The 25,654-nt window shown below is 38.9% G+C and carries 20 protein-coding genes and 1 pseudogene; 3 read left to right on the top strand and 18 right to left on the bottom strand.

All coding sequences use genetic code 11. The features are described from left to right. The first annotated feature begins 2 nt into the window (after positions 1-2). Positions 3-818, top strand: a complete 816-nt coding sequence (locus IW492_RS10740) for a histidine phosphatase family protein (protein ID WP_202067628.1) — start codon at positions 3-5, stop codon at positions 816-818. Positions 819-936: 118 nt separating this feature from the next. Here IW492_RS10740 and truA read toward each other — a convergent pair whose 3' ends face one another. From truA to IW492_RS10650, 18 genes and pseudogenes are all read right to left on the bottom strand, one after another. After that, the gene (gene truA / locus IW492_RS10735; protein WP_202067627.1) at positions 937-1,677 is read right to left on the bottom strand and encodes a tRNA pseudouridine(38-40) synthase TruA; all 741 of its coding nucleotides are present in this window, start codon (positions 1,675-1,677) and stop codon (positions 937-939) included. A gap of 81 nt (positions 1,678-1,758) precedes the next feature. Continuing rightward, a complete protein-coding gene (locus IW492_RS10730; RefSeq protein WP_202067626.1) occupies positions 1,759-2,613 on the bottom strand; it encodes a MurR/RpiR family transcriptional regulator in 855 nt (284 codons plus the stop codon). 713 nt (positions 2,614-3,326) lie between these two features. Beyond that, positions 3,327-5,297, bottom strand: a complete 1,971-nt coding sequence (locus tag IW492_RS10725; RefSeq protein WP_202067625.1) for an LPXTG cell wall anchor domain-containing protein — start codon at positions 5,295-5,297, stop codon at positions 3,327-3,329. Between the two features lie 724 nt (positions 5,298-6,021). Next, the gene (locus tag IW492_RS10720) at positions 6,022-6,801 is read right to left on the bottom strand and encodes a carbohydrate deacetylase (protein WP_202067624.1); all 780 of its coding nucleotides are present in this window, start codon (positions 6,799-6,801) and stop codon (positions 6,022-6,024) included. Positions 6,802-6,954: 153 nt separating this feature from the next. After that, entirely contained in the window at positions 6,955-7,308 is a 354-nt protein-coding gene (locus IW492_RS10715) for a PTS glucitol/sorbitol transporter subunit IIA (RefSeq protein WP_202067623.1), read from the bottom strand. Positions 7,309-7,335: 27 nt separating this feature from the next. Continuing rightward, positions 7,336-8,331 carry a PTS glucitol/sorbitol transporter subunit IIB gene (srlE, locus tag IW492_RS10710; RefSeq protein WP_202067622.1) on the bottom strand — a complete coding sequence of 332 codons (996 nt, stop codon included), beginning with the start codon at positions 8,329-8,331 and terminating at the stop codon, positions 7,336-7,338. An 11-nt stretch (positions 8,332-8,342) separates the two neighbouring features. After that, on the bottom strand, positions 8,343-8,894 hold the full coding sequence (gene srlA, locus IW492_RS10705) for a PTS glucitol/sorbitol transporter subunit IIC (RefSeq protein ID WP_202067621.1): 552 nt from the start codon (positions 8,892-8,894) through the stop codon (positions 8,343-8,345). Positions 8,895-9,664: 770 nt separating this feature from the next. Further along, entirely contained in the window at positions 9,665-10,174 is a 510-nt protein-coding gene (locus IW492_RS10700) for a transcriptional regulator GutM (protein ID WP_202067620.1), read from the bottom strand. 1 nt (position 10,175) lies between these two features. Beyond that, complete coding sequence (locus IW492_RS10695) at positions 10,176-12,026, bottom strand: BglG family transcription antiterminator (protein ID WP_202067619.1); 1,851 nt, start codon at positions 12,024-12,026, stop codon at positions 10,176-10,178. Positions 12,027-12,046: 20 nt separating this feature from the next. Beyond that, positions 12,047-12,847 (bottom strand): SDR family oxidoreductase, encoded by an 801-nt coding sequence (locus IW492_RS10690; protein WP_202067618.1) that lies wholly within the window; start codon positions 12,845-12,847, stop codon positions 12,047-12,049. Between the two features lie 496 nt (positions 12,848-13,343). Beyond that, entirely contained in the window at positions 13,344-13,853 is a 510-nt protein-coding gene (locus IW492_RS10685; RefSeq protein ID WP_202067617.1) for a ClbS/DfsB family four-helix bundle protein, read from the bottom strand. 624 nt (positions 13,854-14,477) lie between these two features. Beyond that, a pseudogene (locus tag IW492_RS18665) lies at positions 14,478-14,564 on the bottom strand (pentapeptide repeat-containing protein); the annotation flags it as partial. A 256-nt stretch (positions 14,565-14,820) separates the two neighbouring features. Then, entirely contained in the window at positions 14,821-17,514 is a 2,694-nt protein-coding gene (locus IW492_RS10675; RefSeq protein ID WP_202067616.1) for a cation-translocating P-type ATPase, read from the bottom strand. A gap of 312 nt (positions 17,515-17,826) precedes the next feature. Next, positions 17,827-18,561: a GntR family transcriptional regulator gene (locus IW492_RS10670; protein WP_202067615.1), complete on the bottom strand. Its 735-nt coding sequence runs from the start codon at positions 18,559-18,561 to the stop codon at positions 17,827-17,829. A gap of 236 nt (positions 18,562-18,797) precedes the next feature. Next, positions 18,798-20,159, bottom strand: a complete 1,362-nt coding sequence (gene celB, locus IW492_RS10665; RefSeq protein WP_202067614.1) for a PTS cellobiose transporter subunit IIC — start codon at positions 20,157-20,159, stop codon at positions 18,798-18,800. Between the two features lie 5 nt (positions 20,160-20,164). Next, positions 20,165-20,668, bottom strand: coding sequence for a hypothetical protein (locus IW492_RS10660; protein WP_202067613.1), 504 nt, complete (start codon positions 20,666-20,668; stop codon positions 20,165-20,167). 508 nt (positions 20,669-21,176) lie between these two features. Then, a complete protein-coding gene (locus IW492_RS10655) occupies positions 21,177-22,265 on the bottom strand; it encodes a hypothetical protein (RefSeq protein ID WP_202067612.1) in 1,089 nt (362 codons plus the stop codon). After that, positions 22,258-22,776 carry an RNA polymerase sigma factor gene (locus tag IW492_RS10650; protein WP_202067611.1) on the bottom strand — a complete coding sequence of 173 codons (519 nt, stop codon included), beginning with the start codon at positions 22,774-22,776 and terminating at the stop codon, positions 22,258-22,260. The genes IW492_RS10655 and IW492_RS10650 overlap by 8 nt, the downstream gene beginning before the upstream one ends. Positions 22,777-23,708: 932 nt before the next feature. Between IW492_RS10650 and IW492_RS10645 the strand changes: the two genes are divergently transcribed. Both IW492_RS10645 and IW492_RS10640 read left to right on the top strand, forming a co-directional pair. Beyond that, positions 23,709-24,521 carry a hypothetical protein gene (locus IW492_RS10645; protein WP_202067610.1) on the top strand — a complete coding sequence of 271 codons (813 nt, stop codon included), beginning with the start codon at positions 23,709-23,711 and terminating at the stop codon, positions 24,519-24,521. A gap of 945 nt (positions 24,522-25,466) precedes the next feature. Then, the gene (locus IW492_RS10640; RefSeq protein ID WP_202067609.1) at positions 25,467-25,619 is read left to right on the top strand and encodes a hypothetical protein; all 153 of its coding nucleotides are present in this window, start codon (positions 25,467-25,469) and stop codon (positions 25,617-25,619) included. Positions 25,620-25,654 lie beyond the last annotated feature (35 nt).

Raw genomic sequence — 25,654 nt, 5'->3', positions numbered from 1 at the left:
CCATGAAAAAAGTCAAAGTATTATGTGCAGTCTTAGTCGCAGGATTTGTCTTGGCAGGTTGTTCTTCCGGAGATGATAAAATTGATTCTGTACAGGAATCAATTTCAACGGAAAATACTGAGACTGTCTTTTATTTTATCCGTCATGGAAAAACTATGTTCAACACAACAGATCAGGTGCAGGGGTGGTCTGATACTCCTCTAACAAATGCGGGGATTCAGGGAGCAAAAGATTTAGCTGTTGGGTTGAAGAATGTTCCATTTACTTTAGCTTATTCCAGTGATCTGGGTCGTGCTGTTTCCACCGCAAACTACATTCTTGAAGAGGGAGACAGGGAAGGACTGGAGCTACAGACTTCAGCCGGCTTACGTGAATGGAACTACGGCGGCTATGAAGGGCGTGACAATTCCGAAATGTGGGCCCCCATCTTTGAAGCACAGGGGTTGAAATTTGATGATGAATGGTCACAGTATGCAGAACTGACAGAAAAACTATCGGATGAAGACATCGCCAATGAGATAGCTAAAAATGATCCGACACAAACCGCTGAAACCTACGATGAAATTGTAAAGCGCTCTAAAGAAGCAATGGACGAAATCATTGCAGCCAGTAAAGAAGCAGGCGGTGGAAATGTGCTGATTGTTGCACATGGAAGTGAAATCCCAACCATTCTGGAATTTCTTGTACCCAGTACCTATAAAGGCGAATCCATCGGCAACTGCAGTGTAACCACCCTTCACATGAAAGACGGTCAAATGATGATTGATACAATCGGTGACACCAGTTATTTGGAAGCAGGAGAAAAAGCAAATAAATAAAGGGAAGGATATCTTAAAAAATACCGCCCTCCGAGTGTTAGATTTTGGATCTAACTTTTGGGGGACGGTATAAAAATAGGTCGCCTTTTTTCATTTTGTCATTCGTTTAAGCAGAAAATCAACGATAATAAACCTCTTCCAGGAACAGTCCCTGAGAGGGTACTGTCATCCCTGCATCACTTCTGATTTTTCGTTCAAGCACTTCGTCAATCGTTTCCAGCGGCAATTTACCTGCTCCAATTTCAAGAAGTGTGCCCATGATAATTCGAACCATTTTATACAGAAAGCCATCACCGACAAAAGTAAAATAAAGCATGCTTCCTTCTTTTTGAATGGATAGTTCGTCAATTGTCCGAATAGTAGACTTCTTTGTTTTTTTCAGAGAAGAAAAACCGATAAAGTCATGAGTACCAATCAGTTTACGGCAAGCTTCATTCATCAGAGTCATGTCCAGCTTCTCCATATAGTGGAAACTGTAATTGCGTTCAAGTGCTGACGGAATTGCATCGTTCCACACATGATACCTGTATTTCTTACCGGTTGCATTGTACCGCGCATGAAATCTCTCAGGAACCTCTTCTGCTTTTTTTACAACAATATCTTGTGGAAGCCGATGATTTAAGGAACTCAGCAGCTCCGGCAGTTCTATCAGCGTATCCATTTTAAAGTTGGCAATCTGTCCCCTTGCATGAGTTCCCGCATCTGTTCTTCCAGAGCCGATAATTTCAATACCGGTTCCTGTTATTTGTTTCAAGACATTCTCTATTTTCCCCTGAATGGTTTTATCTGAATTGCCAAGCCTTTGCCAGCCAAGATATCTTCCACCGTCATATTCGACAGTCAGTTTAATGTTTCTCATAGTTTCCTTTTTCTCCTTCTGCTGCACTGAATACTTTACAATTTTATTTTTCCTGTTTCAGTATACTCTTTTGTTCAACTTTCATTTCCTATCAAACTGTCTCACTTCAGATTTTGATTCCTGAATACGGTCAATCATCTCATCAAAGTTTCTTGATGCGTAAGCATAAAAGAGTATATCAATAACGATAAACTGATTATGCAGAGAAGTGGTTGCTGCACTCCGGACAACCGCTTCATTTGAGCGAACTGTCTGCAGCGGCAGCTCCACTTTTGAGGCCAGTGAATTCATTCCAAACTGCGTCAGTCCCACCGTATGAAGCTGATATTTTTTAGCAAGTTCCACCAGTTGAAGGACTTCCTTTGTCTCTCCTGAATTGGAAATCGCAAAGAAAACAGCCTGTTCAGGTGCTGAGATCAGGATGGTTATCAAAACATGCGGATCACGAACATGGACTACCGTTTTTCCAGCCCTGTTCCATTTCTGAAAAATATTTTCCGCAACCAGTGAGGAAGCACCCACACCAAAAACATAAATAATGGGTGCATTAATCAGTAAATCAACTACTTGATCCACCTGCTGCTCATCAATCAAAGCAACCGTTTCCTGCATTGATTGATAGGCGTTTGCCAAAAGCTTCGCTTTTAACTCCTGAATTGACTCATTCTCTGTAATATCTGAATAGCCTTCCTGAACAGGAGAGTCAATCTCAGCAGATAATTTTATTTTCAACTGCGTAAAACTTGGAATATTTATTTTTTTGCAAAAACGAATTACCGTAGCCGGACTGGCTCCTGCAACTTTCGAAAGCTCTGCAGCTGTCATACCTATCACTGCAGAAGGATCTTCCAAAACAGCCAGACCAATCTTCTTCTCAGAACCTGGTAATATATCAATAATACTGCGAATTCTCCCCAGAATATTTTCTCCGCTCATTGCTCCAACTCCTTCTGTCCACTCTTGCTTCTTCTGTTATTATCGCATGAATGAAAGAAACAATCATCAATTTTCATGATGATTGTTTCTTTCATTCTCTAGTTATAAATTTTTCCAAGACCGTCCCCATTACTTTCCCCATCAATGGTTACGTTCCATTGGGCTAGGGTATCCTCATTTTCGGACTACTTGGACATTCTCATCTAGTGATTCACACTATACAAACATTAGGTCCTTCATTATCTAGGCTGGATAATTACTATGACCTCAGCTGACTTCCTACGGTTAACCTTTTTCGACCGTCATTAACGATTGCTGATTTTAAAGCCTCTCATGATTAGACGTCCGTAGGACCTCCCAAGGCAAGACACTTATCTTTCACTTTACAACCTCTTGATTTACTGTCTTGGTTTTACGTTTACCTTTTGGACTTCGGTTTGTTGAGCAACCTCATCCACCATTTAGCCTCATCAAGTTTCTGTTCGTAGGCTCAAAGTTTTGCTACACCACTTCCTTCACCCCGCCATTACTGACTTCGGCTTGTGGTTCGCTACGCTTGGCGGTAACTACCCGCGACTGGACTTTCACCAGCTAGATAAGTGCCATGCCTGGCACACTCAAAAAAGCACTTCAACCTTTCGATTGAAGTGCTTTTAATGGGTTAAGACAACTATTGCTAACCCATATTTACTTATATAGTCAAAAACTATAAACTATGAGTTTTCGCCGTCTTTTCTTCTGCGAACAAAACCTGCTAATCCTGTAAGACCTAACATTGCACCAAATGAAGCCAACCATGTCGGATTACTTTCACCTGTTTGCGGGAGGGTCTTTTTGCCTGTAGTTGGATTGCTGCCTACCGGTTTCGCATTGTTTGTTCCAGTGACAGTTGTACCTGCAAGCTCTGCTGGAGTTGTTGATTCTGCCGGATCGACCGGATCTGCTAAAACTGCCTCAGTTATCACGAATTCCTGGATAGCTACAGAACTTTCTCCCTCAGGACTTATTTCAGTAAACTCCACTGTGTAATTTCCTGGGGTCAAACCAGAAATAACGTCCTGTGGTACTGTATTCCCAGCTCCTTCTGCAATAATTGTACCATCTTTATCTTTAATTACCCATGTTAGTTCTGAGTCTGGTATCTTCTGTCCACCTGTTATAGAATCCGGATTTTCTGTTTTATCAATTGATACAGTAGCTTCCGGGTGACGAACAGTAAAGCTGCCATTGGTTGTATGTGTTTCACCTTCAGGACTTATTTCAGTAAATTCTACAATATACTCTCCGTTTTCAAGAGCATTTATGATGTCCTGCGGTACTTCACTTCCAGTTCCTGATTTCACCACCCGACCTTCACTATCCTTAATCTCCCACGTTAATTCTGAGCCTGGAATCTTTTGTGTTCCTGTAATGGAGTCAGGATTGACTGGCTTATCTACTGTAGTTGTTGTTTCAGGATAACGAATGGTAAAGCTTCCTTCCGTTGCATGTGGTTCACCCTCAGGACTTGTTTCAGTAAATTTCACTGTATAGTCCCCATCTTCAAGTCCATCAATAATGCTTTGAGGAACTTCATTTCCTGTACCTGATGCAACAACTGTTCCGCTGCTGTCCTTGATTTCCCATGTTAACACTGAATCTGTAATTTTCTGTGTTCCCGTAATGGAGTCAGGATTGATTGGTTTATCAACAGTCGTTGTACTTTCAGGATGGCGGATGGTGAAAGTACCAGTTACAGTTGTTGGCGGAACTTCCGAACCCTTTTTAGTAGTCGCTGTCGCAGTGTTTTCTACTGTGTAGTTTCCTTCTCCCAACGTTGACAATATACTGTCATCAATGACTTCACCAGAACCTTGAGCAACTACTTCGCCTGCTTCATTCTTTATTACCCAGTTGTTGTCGTCTCCTTGGAAACTTGTATCAATTGAATTGGGGTTATATGTTGCATCTGGTATAACTGCAGCATCTGTTGATTTAAGCTCAATTTTAATTGGAGTGGTCCAGTATTGGGGATCCAGCTCTCCATCTCCCCAGTCAGTATAACCTATTGCATTTATTTGCACTGTATATTCCCCATCACTAAAGCCTGAGACATCTAAATAAAATGACCCATCTATAACAGTTGGAACCACAGTGACGGAACTTGCTGAAGACGTTAATGTTACCTCGTAGGATTCTACAAAATTTAAAATGTTATCAGCTAGATATTTTCCTGAAATATAAGTTGGTAAATCGTACCATTGACCTGGTATCATTTCATTCCCATCACTGCTGATATCAAAATTATTTACAACAGCTGTCGGGGTAATTCCACTTACTTCATCTGCCGGAGAAATACCAGCTTCGACAGGTGCCAACTCTGCTGCCTCAAACTGCTCTGCTTCCACTATATTTTGAACTTCATTCTCTACAGGAGCTTCAACAAAAGCTGCCTCTTCTTCAACAACTACTGACTCGGCTACAGCAGCTTCTTCAGCAACAAGAACTTCAATAGCTTCTTCAGCAACAGAAGCTTCAACAGGTATCTCAGCAATCGATATATCTTGTTCTATAATATCCCCTGCCATGTTATCTTCATAACCGGAAGTTGCTTCTGCGACTATACTATGGAACGGTAATATTTGTGCACTGTAATTTAGACAGACAGTTACAACAAATAACTTTAAAAACTTTCTCTTTTTCAAAATAATCTCCTCATTCCTAAAATAATTTTATTCAAAAAAATGACCAAGTTAATAATACTACATTATATGGCTGTTTTGCAAAACCTTTAGGAATATTATTCTATTAAACAAAATTTATACAGTACTTTAAATAATTAATTAATTTTTTACACATAAAAATTAATTTTTTAAGAATCATTCAAGAAAAATATATGAAACAAAAATTATTTGCAAATTATTTTCTCATGTAATATTATTTTAAAATAGTTTATTCGTTATATAATATCATTATTTATTTTCATTATAAAAATCATAGTTCAGACTTTAAATTAAAAAAATAAATATTTAACACACTTTATGACAGACATACATTCGCATCCTACACTCCTTTTATAATTACGAACTAACATTTACTCATTTTTTATTGCTGTCGAGATGCCGATAAATTATAATGACTACCAATTACAGGAACGCATGTCTGAAAGGATTATTTAGAGAAACCAGATTCAACAACTTGACTCAAATTGATTTCCAATTACTGATAGTAACTGTTTCTTCTTGCAAACCTTTCTAATCTGTCCTGCTTCAAACTAACTTGATAAGAAAGGTTTCCAATCAGCTTCCTTCCTACCAATCAGTAACAAAGAGCCCCACTAAAGTCATTGGCTATCTGTACAGACAGTCAATGACTTTAGTGGGGCTCTTTTTCAAGAATTATTTTTACTTGGAATCTACATTACAGCTTCTAATAAAAAATATTATAATTCGTCAGCAGAATTCCGCGTTTTTTCAGCATCTGTTTCACTTCAGGCAATGTCAAAATCTTCAGTTCGCTGATTCTTTCCATGCAATAGCTGGACAGCTCCGGCAAGTATGGATCAATAAAGGCTGGGTGGCAGCCTATTTCAAAAATCTCTTTGTCACTTTTGACAGCTTCATCAAAGAGCCGTTCGAGAACTTCGAGTGTAGCAGCTTTCCCATAAAAATCCAAAAAGGTCCAGTCCGTGGTTTGATAGTCATCATTTCTTGATCTATAGCTTACAAAGGTCTCTTCATTACTGCAGTTTCTGATGGGCAGCCGATACTTTTCCGCCAGTTCAAGTGTGACATTGAACAGCTCTTCCACTTTTCCGTGAACGTAATGATGGGAATCCAAGTGATCAGGTTTTCTCCCGCTTTCTAAAAAGCGAAGAATCTGCGCTTCCCACTCCAGCCTCACTTCTTCTGGACGAACTTTTTCAAGATACACCGATTGATTCCAAAAATCCCCCTCTTCATCAACTAGACTAGGTACCTCTTCTTTTCTGAGAATAGGCTTTGCTTTATTCAATGTCAAAGTCAGATGAATACCAATTCCCAGACCAGGAGCCAGCTGTGATGCAAGTCTCATTCCTTCAAGAAAATGATCTGAAACAGTTAATGCTGTCGTCGAAGTCACAATTCCCTTGTTATGTGCTTCAATAATACCAAGCGAGACACCAGGTGTATAACCGAAATCGTCGGCATTGATAATGAGTTTTTTCATGACCGAACCTCCTTCTTCATATCCGTATTATACTGCATCAGCTGAGCGTAAGCCCTTATCTAAGCGATAAGCTTGACCTTTGCACATAAAAAAAGTTCTTCCTGACTTCATCTCATCATAAAAAAACGGAGTTGAAATCAGAAAGAAATCCTTTTATTTAATACCGATTGTTGTTCCTACTTGAATTGCTGGCATTGTTTTCCTTTCCACATAGAGTGTACCCGGCAATTCTGCCTTATTAGAACCATCAAACCGCAAAGTAATGTGTCCAAGAGCATCCAAGTTCTTCTTGACCACTTCTCCCACGGCAGTAATTTTATAGCTCTGATTATCGAAAACAAAGTCCATTCCCGGAAGAATTTCTCCGGATGAAGGTTTTAACTCAATATTGTAGCAGTAATCAGCCAGCATTTCAGGAGCTTCATCACCAAAAAAGATCAGCATATTTTCTTCCCGAAACATGTCTGCTTCTGAACCAATGTTTGTCACGTACGTTTCAAAAATCATTTATCCTCTCTCCCAACAACTGCTAGTTTAACTGTACATTCCAAAGCTTGCCAGCCAGGCTACAATAACACGTGGTACCCCATTCAAAAATCTGGAATACAGAACGGATGGCACTCCAACTTCCACTGTTTCAGCTTCTGCCTCTTCCAGCCCTAAACCAACAGGAATAAAGTCAGCTGCATTTTGCGTATTAATCGCAAACAGCGCAGGCAGTGCCAGCTGCGGCGGAATATTTCCTTTGCCAATTTCCACCCCGATCAATGTTCCTAAAATCTGACTGATAACTGCCCCTGGTCCCAGAAGAGGCGATAGGAAAGGAAGTGAACAAATAAAACCGATGATAATCAGACCGATTACATTACCTGCCAGAGGTTTCATCATATTGGCAAAGACCGTTCCGATTCCCGATCCCTGAATAATACCAATCAGCAAAGATACAAACGCCATAAAAGGAATAATCGTATTAATCATAGTTTGTACCCCTTCACGGGCAGATTGGTTGAAGGTTGCCACCACTTTTCCAGCCCCCATCCCGATTTTGGCAATAAAGCTTTGCTGCTCGGCACGCTGCTCTGTTATTTTTTTATCAGTAGAATACGTATATTTCTTTTCTTCCTTCGGCGCCTCGGAAACAGCTTTTGACAAGACCTCATCCGAGAGCACAATCTGCTCTGCTCCCACAGCAGATACATAAATGTCTTCTGTGATATATTGGGCTAACGGACCACTTTTCCCTGTCGGTACAATATTGATAGTAGGGATTCTCTTCTTAGGATAAATCCCGCAGCGCAATGTGCCTCCGCAATCAATAATAGCCAGAGCAATTTCTTCATCAGGAATAGATGTTTTGAATCCATTGACAGGCTCCATACCGCTTAGCTCTGCAATTTTATCAACAATCGCTGGTTTTTCTCCGCCGCCGGTTACATAGATAAACTTATGCTTCTCTTCCGTAGGTGTGATAATCAAAGGTCCGCCAAAGCCACCTGACCCTTTTATTATTTTAATTTGATTGTACGTCATTCTATTTCCCCCTAGTCTACTAATTTAACGTCCTTGCTAAGCGTCACTCCCTGTTGTTTGCAGACAAACACAGTAGTGAAGTCAGTCACCCAGCCGCCAATAAAATTCATCACCAGCCCCACAAGAAGATACCGTATAGCCAGCTCCATTGAATTTAGTCCTAAAGCAGTAATCCCCTGCGCAATCCCCATCCAGACGAACAACTCCCCCGGATTGATATGAGGAAACACGCCATTGCTTGTATGGCAAAACTGTGCCTGAGATGCATAGTAGCTTGGCTTATAGAACTCCGGCAAAAAACGGGCCATTGTAAAAGACATTGGATTTCCAAGCATAAATGCTGAGACAAACGGCAAAATCAGATAACGGGTAAACGGATTTTTGGAAGAAGCTCTGGCGACTTTTGTTACACGCGCCTCTCCCAGAAATGTAATCAACGTGTTCATCGCAACCATCAGCAACAAAACAACCGGAACAATGCCAGTCATCCAGCTGATAAAGGTTTCTGCTCCGGTTTGGAAAAGTCCCATGAACCCTTCCGCAAACTTAATAAGATAATTCATTCTTATACACTCCTTCATACTGGGACATGTCTGAGAACTCTAGTGGCGAATGTTCTCATTATTTTTATGAAACTCGTTGTTATAAATATTCACTTATGAGCTGCATTGCCAATCCCGCTGATGCAGGAACATCTAGTGGGATGGTATGCGAACCGCCAATCTGATGAATGTGTAAACATTCAATCGCTTTTTGGAGGTAGCTGCCAACACTTTTCCAAGTAGATGCGTTTGTATCGAGAATCGAACAAGGTCCTTCAATTCTTAATGGCTCTGCCATTTAGAAATTGATGAGATCGAAACGAAGTCCTTCAATTCTTAATGGCTCTGCCGTTTAGAGATTGATGAGATCGAAACGAAGTCCTTCAATTCTTAATGGCTCTGCCGTTTAGAGATTGATGAGATCGAAACGAAGTGTAGTGTTGTGTTGTGTTGTGTTGTGTAGTGAGACTCGTAGATACAAGATTTTTCCGTAGTAGAAAGTCAGTTAGCAAGATGGTATGCAATACTCTGATTGAGAGAAATGAGCTAAACATTTATATGACATCTCTAAGAGATTGCTGGCATACGTACGAAAATTAGTCCTATTTTTCCAACCCTTGTTTATAGAAAAATGAACACGCTAAAATAAGCCAGCTTTTTTATTGAGTAAATCTAGGTTTCCACAAAAATTCGGATACTTCGATAATTTTCAGACATGTCCTAATATAATATATTTTATTTTATAGAAAAACATAATTTTTGCTACTTGAACCTCGTCAGACCAAAGGACATCACTCCTTTTTTCTTCGAAAAACAAAGCAGCTTTTTCTTTCTGTAAATGCTGTCTGTACTGAATTCTTAACTATCGACAGCTGTATTCCAAGATTCATCACTGGTGAAACAGATTGCCTCTCTTGAAACTCTCCTTTTTCCACGTCTAAATAGATTCCTTTTGCGTTTAGTGCCGCTTGACGAGTCAGCTTATTCTCTTTTAGAAGTAAAGGATGGTTCTCTGAGAGTTCATGAATATTCAGTCCGACAAACTGCGGTCGTTCTTTAAAACGAGCCAAAATTGAAGTTCCCTGCATCATCTCAGCTTTAGTGATTTTTCCATCTGAAGCAACAGCCAATAAAAGGATGGTTCCGGAAACAATTTTTCCGGGTCTTCTGCCAATCGCAACTTTCCCTTTTCGCCTCATTCGTGAGTAAACAGTATTAAAATTTTTAATTTGCTTCAGTCCTAAAATCATTTGAATGGCATATGCCATAATAGCAATGACACCTAGAAAGAGAATGTTCATATCAGCGCTCTCCTTTCGTTAACAAACACGTGTAGTCTTTTTCAGACGTGATTTCCCGCACCTGTTTTCGCAGAGTCGGATTAGAAGAAATCAGAAAAATCGTATCATAAAAGCTTAACAGCTCATCCTCTGCGTCTATAGTTAAATTAACCGGAATAGCTACAAGGAAAATTAATTCGACTTCTTCCAACGAAACCTTTTCTCTGTATGAACCGATTGAGACAATAATTTGATCACTTTGATTGTTTATACCATGGGGAAATGCGATCCCATTTTCAATAACAGCTGAGTCCTCCTGTGCCTTTTGGAGAATATATGCAGCAAATTTTTCATCCACCAGCTTTTCGGCAGTTAATCTTTCAAGCATAACAGTCAGATTTTCTTCATAGGATTTTTCCACTGCCAACAGCTCAAAGTTAAATTGTATATTTTTAAAAGACACTGCCTTTGAAGCGATGATCCGTTTCCATTCTCCCAACAGCCAGCTGTCATTAAACAGATCCGTCAGCTTAATCATTATCGTCGGTACTTTTGTTTCTTCTAATGGAATCGTCGTAAAAATGGCAAAATAACAGTTCAGCTCTTCCGTTTTATACGCCTCTTCTGAATAATGAACAATTTGAATATTGGGGCCCAAAACATTTCTCAATTGTCTTTTAATCATTAAGGCGGTTCCTTTTCCTGTATTACAGATAATTGCAATTTCTTTGAAGTCCTCGTCATCACTTTCATTTTTTAGCGCCAGCTCGAAATAAACAGCCAAATAAGCTATTTCTGCTTCTTGTTTCGGTTTCACTAGAAAATTTGAGAGTGCTTGAATTCCCAAATCAGCCAGCTCATAGGCAAAAGCCAATTTATTTCTAAAATCATGACCAAAAAGATCATAAGCCTGAACGCGAAAAATAATCCGATTGATCAAAAACATAAAATGTAATTTCAGCTGACTGAATAATTTTTGTTCATCAAGTGTAAGAATCACTGATTCACGAATAGTTTCCATCATTCCGCGAAATAGTTCAGCAGCCTGCATTTCCCCTGAAAAACAATCATCTACAGCATTATTATTGAAAATATTTAACGGAAAACAGAGGAAATCAAAATCATATTGACTGATGGTCAGACTATAATTCTCTTCCAACGCAATCATCAGCATTTCCAATTGCGGATCTGCAGCAAAATAATTCACATAATAAGGAATTTTCATGGAAAGGCTATTCCCTGAATGAATCCGTTTCATCGTAAAGGTAATGACTTTTTTCAATAAACCGACCATTCGAAAATCCAGTTTCTTTGTCAGTGATAATTCCTCAATTAGCTGAAGTACTGATCCGTTTAATGGCGTATATTCCAGATAATCATATGCATGATATAAATAAAGCATCCGCAGGTTCTCTTCCTGTCCTTTCAGTAGAAGTCCTTTGTTCGGCGTCCCGATTAAGGTACTGTCATACTCTGCCAGCAGCTGCTTTAAACTGCGTAAATCCTTATTGACAGTAGAACGGCTGACTCCAAGCAAATCTGAAAGATCATCAATCACAATATAGTCGTTTTGTTTAATAAAGCAGTCAATCAGAACTGCTATTCGCTTGGAGCTGGAATTAAGGTCCACATGCTGTTTCAAACTACCATTCATCACCGCTTCAAACTGTTGGGTGTCAATTACCTTCAGCTGATAGAAGCCCTCTTTTTCAATAATTTTAGCGATATGATCCAGCTGTTCATTCAATAGCTGAATCGTTTTTTTGACTGTTTGGGAAGTTGTAGCAGTGATCTTCTGAAGCTCTTCACGCGTCAGGCGATCGTAAGCAATAAAATACTGTAAAATTTGATACCAGCGATTCACCAGCGTCATCTCTTCCCCTCTCTTTCGCTTTAACCTCTTGTTTTACCGCCTGCAATATTAGTTGTTATACCAGTGATATAACTTGCCCGATCTGACAAATAGTAGCACACAAGATCAGCTACTTCATCCAACCGACCGCTTCTCCCCAGAGGAATAGTTGTCGTTTTACTGTAATTCTTGCGCAATTCGTCCACCGTGATCCCTCGGGTATAAGCTAAAGCTGTTTCGTATTCTATTGTCCGCAGCCCTGTTTCTTCCATAATTCCCGGTGCGATTCCAATCACTCGAATCCCCATCCTGCCCAGCTCCTTAGCCCATGAGCGGGTATAGCTGTTGACAGCTGCTTTTGTTGCTGCATAGGCACTCTGACCCTCCGAGCCTTCCAATCCGCTTTCCGATGACATATTAATGATAATGCCGTGTTTGTTCTTCACCATGATTCTGGCAACTGTCTGTGTCATCAGGAAAAGACCTTTTTGATTAATTTCGAAAATCTTATCAAAGACTGTATCGGATAATTCAAATTCCCCATGCGGCTTTTCAACATCCACCAGTAATCTGGGTACATTGATACCGGCATTATTCACTAATCCGTCCACTGCTCCAAACAGCTCTTCAACTTTCCGGACATTTTCCTCCACCTGTTGCTTTGAAGAAATATCTGTTGCCAAAAACATCAGGTTTTCATGTTTTTTTGAACTCTCTTTTAAATCAAAATTCGCGACACTTACGCCTTCTTCCAGCAATGCATCTACGATACTGGCTCCAATTCCCGATGAACCGCCTGTAACAATCACTTTTTTTCCTGCAATATTTAACCAATCTTTCATCGATCCGCTCCTCCTCTACACCTTACAAGCACAGTATAAAAGAGATAGCGACTAAAATTAATACCCACTTTTTTTTTTGAGAAATAAAAAAGGTGAATGAATTTATTAAATCAAAAAAGCATTTGCTAAACAAAAAAATCATAAATAACAGAAAATCTGTCTCTATGATTTAAAAGATGGATTTGCAGCTTTTGATTACTCCAGATTATATTCGGGGTTATGCCTAAATGAAAAACAGCCTCCCTAAAAAAGAAGGCTGACCTAACCGTTGTACGAGCAGAAACAGATTGCTCAATACAGAGTGTACCAGCAACAATACATGTTATTCTTTCCAACTCCCTTTTGTTTTAACTACGTTCAGAATAACATAACAGGTTAAAGACAGATTTTATTATATCTACTCATCAGTCTAGTCTTAAGATATTGCCCATTTTCAAACCATCTCATTATTTTATTTACTTCGAACTTCTTCTATAAACCTCCATTTGATGAATCGTTATAAAGCGTACTTTTTCCATTTGCGAATTTTTGTCCTAAAGCTTGTAAATGGAGCAACTGTGTTAATATGAATCCATTTATACAGCGGCCATTTTGCTTTCGTCGTTGCCCAGCCACGCTGTTCAGGCTCAAACAATTCTATATCGGATAAAGAATCTATCCACCGACAGAGTTCCTCCACTCCGTTTAACAGCGCTTCCTGTTGTTCCAATAATGTCATCTGACCATATTTTTCATAAAAGGACTGGTATAGCCCGCCTAACTCATTCCACTTATATCCTTCAGCAGGTGTTTGAACTGTTTTCCCCTGCTTCTCTCTTCTTTCCCAATCCAACAACAAGTTTATCCAGCCAAGCTGATAAGACAGATTTTCTGACGGCGTTCTGTCTGCTTCATCTATTCTCAGATTTTTTTTAGTTTCCGGAATATCTGCAAACTCTCTGATATACAGCTCATATTTACTTTTGATTGCAGAAATTAATTCTTTCTTATTTGTATATTCTTTCATCACAAGATTCTCCTAAAATTTTTTCGAGTCCCATCGGTGCTTTTGTCCCCCACTACTATTACTTTATTAAAAACTGCCACAACTATCTAAACCATTTTTCTTTTGAGCGTTGAACGAGGTTGTGACAGAAGTGTTCTGTCTCAAGAACCAGGTAGGTATCATGCATCATCTACTCTGACAAGTCAATCGTAGTGATTTATGTCAATAAGTCGGACTATACGAAAATTGTCAAGGAACACTAGTCATAAAATGACTAGCTGTGAATTGATACCTCCCTGGAGCTACTCATATTTTCAGTATAGTTCGACTTATTTCCAGAACTGCTGTCTCTACGAGTCTAACGATTCTCGAGACAAAACATTACGCTGTATCCGTTTTTCTGCGTCTACGGTTCTCACTTCGTTCCGATCCTCGAAGCATGGAGGGGCTTTGGAACACCGTTTATTCGGTTTTAGGGGACTTAGACATACTTATGTCACAGTCCAGTTCTTTACCGTCCCTATATAGTTTCTTCCATTTCAATTATGTTCACTTGCATGGGTAATCGTAAAGCATTCAGGATTGTTGACTGCTTGTTCTAATGACTTGAAGCAGACCGAATGATGGATGAGCCTCTTTGCACCACTACTGAGCTTCTTTAACAAATGCATTGCTAAAATCCACATTTTCCAAAATAGATTCTCTAAAACTCGTTTCTCTCAAATCAACATCTGCAAAATCGCTGTCTCAAATGAACACCTGAGTAAATTTAGATTCATCTAACGCCACTTTCACAAAACAAGTATAGCATAGTCCAATCTGTTGACACAGATATTCAGGCTAGTAAACAGCTCCTTTTCAGATATGTCTGTTCACACACACAGAAAAAGCCTGAGAAAAATTCCCAGACTTAAATCATTTTGATTCAGAGCACAGACTGCTCTTCAAATTAGCCGTTCCCCTGCACCAAACCTTAATTATATCAATATCAATCAACTGGACCATACAACCCATTTTTCTGTTTCTTCATTTTTACAAGTACAGTTTTTAACAGCTCCATTAACGCTACTGCTCCTGCCGCCAAACCTATACACAGTCCAATTTGTTCAAAACCAAAGCTTTCCGGAATTGAAAAGACTGCTCTTACACCGGGAATTAACGTAACACTATACAGCATACCGCAAATCACTATAGCCAGCAGCACCATTTTATTAGAGAAAACTCCGGCTTGCATTGCTGTTTGTGTGTTGGAGCGTGCTGGCAGTGTTTGTAGCGTACGGCACCAAATCAGTGTTGAAAAAGCCATTGCCACACCCATTTCAGTTGAATGCTGCATTCCCAGCCATTGAGCGAAAATAACCATTCCAGCAATAATCACTCCCCGATAAGTTACAGAGATTAAAGTACGCCCAGTAAAAATCCCTTCATTTGGATTACGAGGCTGACGTTTCATAATTGTCGGCTCTGCTTTTTCCGTTCCTAATGCAATAGCAGGCAGCGAATCATTAACCAGATTAATGAACAACAGCTGCAGTGCAGTAAACGGATTTGCCCAGCCCATAATCAATGCAAAAATGATTGCAATGATGGCACCTAAATTACCGGCAAATAAGTAGGCAATCGCCTTTTTGATATTATCAAATACATTACGGCCAACTTCTACTGCACTTACAATGGAAGCAAAGTTGTCATCTGTCAGAACCATAGCTGCTGCATCCTTGGCAACATCTGTTCCAGTTCCCATCGCAATACCAATATCAGCCTGTTTTAGAGCCGGTGCATCATTTACACCATCACCGGTCATTGCGGAAATATTCCCTTTTTCCTGCCACGCTCGAACAATTCTAATTTTATTTTCTGGAGAAACACGTGCATAAACAGTGGCTTTTGCTAAAATTCCTTTTAATTCTTCTTCACTTAATGCATCCAGTTCTGTCCCAGTCAATGCCTGATCACCTTCTGAGAAAATACCGATTTCTTTGGCAATAGCCACTGCTGTTGTTTTATGATCCCCAGTAATCATAATCGTTTTAATGCCCGCTGATTTTGCTTCAATTATCGCCTGTACCACTTCTTTTCGAGGTGGGTCAATCATTGCCAGCAATCCAACAAGAATTAATTCATTTTCATCATCCAATGTCAGTTCCTTATGTGCAACGGGCTTGTAGGCAAAGGCTAACACTCTAAGTGCCTGCTTGGAAAATTCTTCATTTTGATGCTGGAATTTTTGTTTTGCTTCTTCAGTAAACGGAACAATTTCTCCATCCAACAGCACCTGGCTGCTTCTTTCAAAAACGATATCTGGTCCACCTTTAACCAAAATCAACTGCTCGCCGTCTATATCATGAAGGGTTGACATCAGTTTTCGATCAGAATCAAAAGGCAGTTCACCCTTCCGGGGAAACTGTTCTCTAATTATCTGATACGGCTGATTTTGCTTATTGATAAAATCAATCAAAGCCACTTCCGTCGGATCACCAAGCGGACTTCCATCTTCACTAATCGCTGCATCATTTGCCAACACAGCAATTTCCATTAACCGCTGTTCATCTCTCGTCCATTTCTTCGGCTCTTTGGAAAATTCACTCATTTTACCATTAGCTAAATAAAAATTGACAACCGTCATTTTATTTTGTGTCAGAGTTCCTGTTTTATCAGTACAGATGATACTGGTTGAACCTAGCGTCTCAACAGCTGGGAGTTTACGGATAATCGCATGTCTCTTTGCCATTTTTTTAGTCCCTATTGACAAAACAATGGTGACAATAGACTGCAGCGCTTCAGGAATGGCCGCAACTGCTACAGCAACTGCAAACATAAATGCCTGAATGACATCTTCCGTTAAATCACCCGAACCTCTACCTAAAAATAAGCGTCCCAGCTGAATAGCAAGAATAACTAAAGACAGTGCTAAAATTGCCAGACTGAGTTTTTTACTGAAGCTGTCCAAGCCTCTCTGCAGCGGAGTTTTATTTTCAACTGTTGTTTCGAGTAATCCAGCCACCTGTCCAATCTCTGTTTGATTGGCAACACCGGTCACCAGAAACTTTCCACGACCGTAAGTAGCAATCGTACCGCTGAACACCATATTTACACGATCACCAATTGGAACTGTATCTGAAATTTCCTTTACTTCCTTTTCTGACGGTGTCGATTCACCAGTCAGCATTCCTTCATCTACTTTCAATGATCCAGCTTCCAACAGACGGCCATCTGCGGGTACATAGTCGCCGGCATCCAGCAGGACAATGTCTCCAACAACGATTTCTTTTGCCAAAATCGTTTTCTCCTGTCCGTCACGCAAGACACGCGCATCCGGTGCTGATAAACTTTTTAAAGCCTCTAGTGATCCTTCTGCCTTTTTGGTTTGAATCACACTGACTACTGAATTCAGCATTAGCACTGCAAAAATAACCAGCGATTCTACGTAGGCTCCCATAACCATTTGAACAATGGCAACGATAAGCAGGACGATAACCATTGCATCCTTAAATGTTTCCAAAAAGAGTACGAAGCTTGATTTTTTCGGCGCTTCTTTTAACTGATTATAGCCATCTGCTTTTAATCTCTCCTCTGTCTGTGATGAATTTAGGCCAGATTCACTGCTTTTTGTTTCAGTGAATAATGTACCCAATGATTGTTGATAAATTTGTTTTTGTTTTGCTTCCTGATTATTTTCCATGTTTATCCTCCAAATTTTGTTTTTTGACCACACTGCTGCAATCTGCATCGTCTGAAGCCTGCAATTTCAACTAAAAAAGACCCAAGACAAGTAGAAGCTACTTATCTTAGGTCTCACCGTTTCATATAATACCAGAAAACCACTTTAGTGATTAACTTACTGTTGATATTATCACAATGACTCTTGCCGGCTACTCCCCTAAAGAGTGTGTCTATTTATTTTATAAGACAGGAGGAATATTTGCAACAACTTTATTTACTGCTTTTGATTATTCAGCAAAATATCTGATTCACAAAATTATTTTCAGCTCCATTAATAGTTTTTCTTAAACATAAACAGCTCTGCTTTACGATAGTCATAGCAAATTTTTGAAAAGGCCAGAAGTTTTCCTGAACTTAAAAAACTGTCATCACGCACAACCAGTGTCGGCGCTCCTGCAGGCAATTGAAAGAAGCTTGCTCCCCAGTCAGAAAGTGGTTCACTGCTGATGATTTTGTCAATAAATCCTACTTTGATATTTTTTTTCAGTTCAAAATATTTAAAAACAGAATCGTAGAGCGACTCTTCCGGAATTTCTTCAGCAACTGACTGTAAATAATACGACTGCTCAATCAAATAAGGTTCTCCATCAAGTGTTCGCTGACGCTTAATTTCTATTAATCGCTCTCCAGCAGGCAAATCATGGTTCTCCGGTAAAAAATCGGCATCAGCTGCACTCACTATACACTGGCAGGCTGCCACTGTTGTAATTACACGACCAGGACGTGCCAGCTCTTCTGTTAATTCTGTGTCATTTTGCAGATTCATCACGGTATCACGACGTTTGGGACGAACAAAAGAACCAATACCATGTGACTGATAGATATAGCCCATGTCACCTAGCTGTCCAAGAGCCTGTCGTAATGCATAACGAGAGACATTATAATGGGACATCAAGGTATACTCGCTTGGCAGCTTGCCGCTCTCATCAGCAAGCGTCCCCTTTTGGATTTCATTGACCATTTCTTTAACCAACATTTTAATATCCAGTGGATGTTTACGCTGCATTACTGACACTCCTTTTTTAATTAATGTAACTAGTCACTATCACTTTATTATTATATCTCAATCCTCTGGAGTTATCATTCTCACTTCTCTTTTTCACGCTCAACTCAGTAAAAAATAATTCTCTGTTTTTTATTAATACTTTTGTTCATTGCTCTGTATTATCCCGCAGGTATAATACCTGATCTGCTGTAATACAGCCGAAACTGCATTACATAATACAATAACAACTGCAGTTCCTAATTCATTTCGTTTACTGCAGCTTTTGCCTGCTCCTCCTGATACAATTTCCCATCATAAAACTTGATGAACGGGAACCAGATCAAAAATGCTGTCCCCACACAGACAACTGCCAGCACGAATGCCCTCCAGTCACCGCCTGACCCAATAAATCCTGACAAACCAAGTGGTGTCGGCCAGGCAACCTGCGCAATTGGCGGGTTAACCAGCCCAAATTTGATGGCAAAGTAAGCAACGGACATTGAACTCATTGGAGCCAGGAAAAAAGGAATAGCTGTATAAGGATTATAGACAACCGGCATCCCAAATAAAATCGGTTCATTAATATTAAAGAGTGACGGAATCACTGCTGCCTTTCCCAGAGCACTTAGCTGTGCTGATCTTGCAAAGAATGTGATAAAAACAACCATCCCCAGTGTTGCACCAGAACCGCCAATCGTAACAAAACTGTTATTAAACTCACCTGCAAATGGTAGATTTGCTCCATTTTGATTTTGAACCATGTTGGATAGAACTATAGGTGTCAAAAATGAGGTAACTATCGTTGCCCCATGAATACCAACGATCCAAAGCGCGTGCATTAAGAAGTAAATAACCAGCAACCCCACCCAGGTATTCGCTAAATTAGTAACAAACCCGAATGGAATGGCAATCATCTTAAAGATATCTGTTCCCAAAGCGATTAATACGCCATTAATAACAATAACTGTCAGTGCAATCAAGATAGTTGGAATAAGAGCAGTAAAAGAAGTTGAAACCCCGGTTGGAACAGTTTCCGGCATTTTGATGACCCACTTGCGTTTCACGCACAACGTATACAGCTTCACTGCAATAATGGACATAATAATTGCTGTAAAAATTCCTGTTGTTCCCAGACGTGTAACACCACCGGACATTTCCCAGCCATCAATAATTTTTTGATCCTCTGTAATCACACTGACCAATACGGCAACTCCGCCATCAAAAATCAGCTCCGGCAAACACATAAAGAATGCCATCATAGACAGCAAAGCTCCGTTCAATGGATTCAAATTGATTTTCTCTTCCTGAGCCTGAATTTTTGAATATTCGTAGCCAAAAACAATACAAAAATAAAGAGCCAAAATTCCCATTGTCGCCATATTTGCCAGCATGTATAAGCTTTGAACCCGATTGAACGAAGCTTCCCAGATCCCCTCTAATGCCGGAAAGCTTTGCGGTAAAACAGCAATAATCAGAAACATTGAGCCGACAATCGTAAATGGAATAGAGGCCATCCCTGCAGCCATAACCCCCCGAACAATTCTAAGCTGGGAAATTTTTCCCATCGGTCCCATTAAATAATTGTTCAAAAACTTAAATAATTTGTTATCTGAATCCATTTTTATCACCTTTCCTTTTCTAAACTATCCTCAAAAATTTTCATATGTTCTAAATAGGAATCCTTGTCCTGTTCAATTTGCCAAACCTTCCATTCGACAACGATTCCTGCAAGACACCCAATAATCAGACATATAAGCAACAATCCACGACCACTCTCATTGATAAATGGAAAAAGCTGCTGCTGTTGCCCCAGAAAAATCAGCATAATTCCCACTAAATTACTGCTAATCTGCACGGCATACCCTGCTTTCGTAAACAGCAAACGTTTGGAAGGATTCCAGTATTTTGCGGTTTGTTCAATGATGATAGCGATATCAATTATAAGCAGCCCTATTGGCACTGCCGTCCAAATGTTTGGAACAGAAAAACTTAATACACCCCAATATAAATTGATAAAGAAAAACATTGCTGTAGCATAACGAAATAGGAGATATCGATTGAAGTAAATACTTCTTAACTTAGTTTGCCTATTCAACTCTTCCTTAATTATGATTACTTCCACCACCATTCACTTATTCTTCACACCAAATTTAAAGAATGTGATCTGTCCAAAAAAATTATTTATCACCGCTTCCTATTGAGTGATCCACAATATAGTTTACTTGTTCGAACAAGTAAATATTAACATATTCAAACAACCTTGTAAACGCATTCCTCTTTTGATAAGTGCCTCATTTTCAGGGAACTGTTTTGTATCACCAAAGATTTTTTTACTTTCAAACCATACGCAAACCACAGCTGTGAAAGTAACCACTAAAAAAGAGGTTGGGACAAACACTCATGAGGGCTATCCACCCGCACCAAACAGAATGAAAAGAAAAAAACGATCGACCTACACGCTATTTCCTGTCATACTAAAGAGGACAGAAGGGCGTGTAGGTCGATCGCTTATTGAGGTTCTTCTCCAAGTTAACCTTGAGGGACAAACTAGATCGTTCTACTTATTTTGTACCAATCATTAGGTCACAGAACCTGCGTATAAAACTCTCTCTTCTTATTTTCTATACGCATTTCACTTATTTATTTTGCAGCTCAAAGCTGCCTAATTCTTTTACTATATTCCCCATTTCGTCAACTTCATTGACTTGAATTTTGTAAACAGAGGTGTTATCCAGTGCACTCAAATCAAAAGAAAAATCAAATGCAGTATTACCATTTTTATTTTCGTAACTAAAGCTTGACTGCGCCTCATTCTTAACGTCGTTTTTATAAATAATTACATCATAAAATTGAAAGTCGCCTGAATCTCCTTCTGTAGGGATGTTAAAAGAAACAGTGGTCTGCAGCGCATCACTTTTTGCTTTAATCTCATGAACATTATCAGCCTGAAGAACTTGTGGTTCAGCGGTTTGAGTCAGCGGCTCATATTCAACGTTGAAGCTCCAATCGCCTTCATACACTAAGGCTGTTTCAACACTGAAAGAGCTGTATGCCTTTTTAATCGCTTCAGCCTTGACAGCTTCATATTCATCCCAATCCTGCCAATGCAACCGATAAATATGCAGGGTTAATTTAGCATTTTCCGGTATTTTCTCCTTATCAAAAATAGCTATAACAGACCCGTAAAACATATCCCCTTCAATACGAAAGGTCGAATAAGATAGTACACCCCTAAATAAATCCTCCATGTTCCCTTCAGCAAAAAGTCCAAGTAAAATATCCTGATAATTTGAACCTGCTGCAATTTCTTTTTCCAGCAAAGTTCTCAGTTTCTCATCATTCAGCTTGAATTGATAATCGAAAGCAAGTTTTTTCTTCGTTGCGACAAATTTAGTCAGCTTAATTTCACGTCCATTTTGGATACTTGTCAAGTCAAGCTTATTCGGAATACCATGACTTTCCACTGTTCCAACCCCTGAATCCCGGCTGATGCCAAACATCTTTTCAAGTGCTGTACCCACCGGCGTCTTAATCATTACAAGCAGAAAAACAATGGCTACCGCTGCCAAAATAAACATCACTTTTTTCCTGCGGCTCACTTTAACAGCTTTTTCCTGACTGATTTGGTTTGTCAAAATCAGCTTCCGATTGAGAAGCAGTTTTTCCATTACTTCAGCAGGAATTTCTTTTTCGTTTTTAATCCTGTCGATCGTCTTTTTATCCATGACCGTTCTCCTCCAATAAGGCTTTCAATTTGACTCTTCCGCGTGCCAGTCTGGTTTTCACTGTATTTGCAGATATCCTTTCCTGAACAGCAATTTCTTTGATACTAAATCCTGCATAATAATGTAAAATGAGTGGAATTTTGTATTTCTCCGACAATCTATTTAATCCTTGTTCAAGATCAGAAGTTCCATAACTGTCTTCTTCTCTAGTCATATGTCTTTCTTCAAACTCAACGGATTCAACCCGTCTTTTCAAGATTCCTTTGGCAATATTTACCATGATCCTAAATATCCAAGAATTAAATGCTGCTTCATTTTTTAGATTAGTTATTTTTTTCCATGCGCGAATTTCTGTTTCCTGCAGACAATCGGCCACATCCTCATTGTCTGCCAATAGTTTGTAGGCGGAATTATACAACACCGTTTGGTAAGCCCCGCATAGCTTTACAAATGCCTCGGCATCCCCAATTTTAGCCTGTTTTACCAACCTTATTTGCAACTCTTTCTCCATACATCTCCTACTTTCTACCTTATATCTATTAGACAGTCTTTTCTTTAAAAAGGTTTCATAAAATTCAATTTTTTTCTTAACTAAACTGGCCAGCTCAAAAATATTGTCCGGAACAGCAACCCAAGTGCTGATATACTAGAGAGTATATTTATCATCTGTCTGTTTTTACTTATATCTATTATATTAAGTCACTAGTGATCTGACCAAATTATAATAAAAGATCATTTATAAATGAAGTTCAAAGATAGAAAATGTTAACGTATATGTTTCAATGACAAGAAGGAGCAGCTTTAAAAGAAACTGGAGTCAAACTAGCTATTTCTATAATTTTTACAGCTAGTTTGACTCCAGTTGGGGATGGACGTTTGGTGAAAGAGCTCATAATGGGGAGAAAAAATTATTTTTTTTCAAACAGTTTGGAGGAGGCACAACTTCGAGCCATATCTTAAGTGTACTGAAAATTGCGGAGCTGGATGGATTAAATGGGAGCCACTACCTCACTTACTTATTGGAGGAACTGCCTAATCTACCGGTTCTTTGTTTGGAAATGTTAGATGACTATCTTCTATGGTCAACAATCATTCAAGAAAAATACAAATAACTAGCAGACAACCTTCGCTCAATTGTTAGTATAGCAATCGGGCTATTCGTCGTCTGGGTGCTTTGCTACCTGACATTTACACCATTTTTTCTATGCTTAATTTTTAATCTAGGTTTATGTCGATACTCTCTAGGTGCGTGGATACTAAAGTATACGCTTGCGGTCAATTTTAATTTTTGAAATTGAAATATGACCTGACCTAATTAGAAAGGATATCGTATTCTATAGCTAATGAATGATCTAATTCTGGTCTGAAATACATAATTTATTTTGTGGACTAGTGTGGAAATTAATCATCATTAATCAGAAATCAGAAAATTTGGAGGAAAAGATGAAACAAAAATATTTATTAACGACAATAACAGCATTGACTATTGCAACTTTAGCAGGAGTAACTACAAGTGAACAAGTTTTTGCAGATTCTCAAAATATTGAAATATCACAAAAGAGTGACTCTACATTACAAGTGGAAGATGCATTTTTATCTAGCTATAATGTTTTAAGAGTAACTTTAAACAAAGCTGTAGACACTAAGGATACATTTGTTGCTTTACTAAATATTCAAGCATTAAAGGTGATTGAGTCAGGGAAAGTAGTAGCTTTTGATATTAATATAGATAAATTCTTTGAACAGTATCCTACTGAAGAAGAAAGAGAATCAATAATAAACTCTGTAGTTATCAGACAAGTAGCATACGATGGTTCATTTTATGAAGAAATTGCTATTCAAAATAACTTTTTTAAAGATACCCTACTCAATCCAGAATCATATAGTGGAGAGCTTTTGAAAACGGGGGCCATCGGAAAGGTAAGTAATATCCTACAACTAAATGGCTTTAAAGATGTTTTTGAAGATGTACCCTCTGGAGATAAATTATTACAAAGTAGTAATAGACTAACAACTGAAACACACTCGCTTGAGTTTAGAATTAACGAGAAATATAAAACTGGGTATACATTTATTTTACGAGATAAAAATGGAGAGATTGCGGGAAGCACCTTTTTACCTACACCTATGCAACGACTATTTGTTTTTCCACAAAATACTAAGTTTTCTAATCAAGAATATACGCTAAATATTAAAGAAGATGGTGCGAGTAAAGAAACATCATTAGCAAAATTTACACCAGTTTATATTTTTTAATAATCAAAATTTAAAAAATTCACACAAATAAAACTTGATACTATAGAGGTTGTGACACTTCTGCTCCATACGACGAGTAATCACTGGAGCAGAAGTGTTCTGCCTCAAGAACCAGGTAGGTAACACGCATCTACTCTGACAAGTCAATCGTAGTGATTTATGACAATAAGGCTGCGGATTGATATCTACTTGGAGCTTTCCATATTTTTGAGAGTATTCGGCTTATTTCCGAGATCCTAGTTCTACTTTGCCACTTCTGCTTATATTCGTACTTTAGCAGAATGGTATGCGTAGTTTCGATAAGTATTTCTTGAATGAAACCAGCTCACTTGATGTAGTAGAACTGTATGCTGCGGAGCGTAGAAGAACTGCTGTCTCTATGAGTCCAACGATTCTCGAGACAAAACACTACGCCAATACGCGGTATCTGTTTTTCTGCGTCTACGATTCTCACTATACTACACTTCACTTCGTTTCGATCTCATCAATTTCTAAATGGCAAAGCCACTAAGAATTAAAGGACTTCGTTCCGATCCTCGAAGTATGGAGGGATTTCACTCCTACGCTTCTTACAAATGCTCAGATCATATAAAGACTGGAACGCTGTTTATTCGGTGTTAGGGGACTATGACATTAGTATGTCATAGTCTCGTTTTTTTATAAATTTTTGAGACTTTATATTAAAAAAACAAATAAGCTAGCTATTTTCTGTCAGCTAACTTATAGAAAATCAACTTTAGTCCGTAGTTAATCCATAGCATAGAAAGACATAATAATACAAGGTCATTTTTGTTTGTATTTAATTAGAATTTGAACTTGAAAATTCTAATTAAGTGTTGAGCTTGCTATATAATACCTGCTGAATAATCAAAAAATACTGGTTATTCAGCGATTTAACCGCAAAATCACTGGATCAAAAAAGTGCAGATCATTCCATGGAAGGCATTGGAAAAAGAATATGCCAAAAACTTTCGGGACAAAAAGAGGACTGTGACCAAACCGTTGCGGATGACACTAGAAGCATTACTCATCCAAAAAGAATACAGCTATTCTGACGAAGAAATGATCCTGCAAATTCAAGAAAACCCCTATCTTTAATTCTTTATCGGCTTGCCTGGCTATCAAGATGAACA

It is taken from the genome of Enterococcus sp. BWB1-3, assembly GCF_016745275.1.
Lineage (GTDB): Bacteria > Bacillota > Bacilli > Lactobacillales > Enterococcaceae > Enterococcus_L.
The sequence above is the reverse complement of the archived record's forward strand: the minus strand, read 5'-3'. Positions and strand labels throughout refer to the sequence as shown.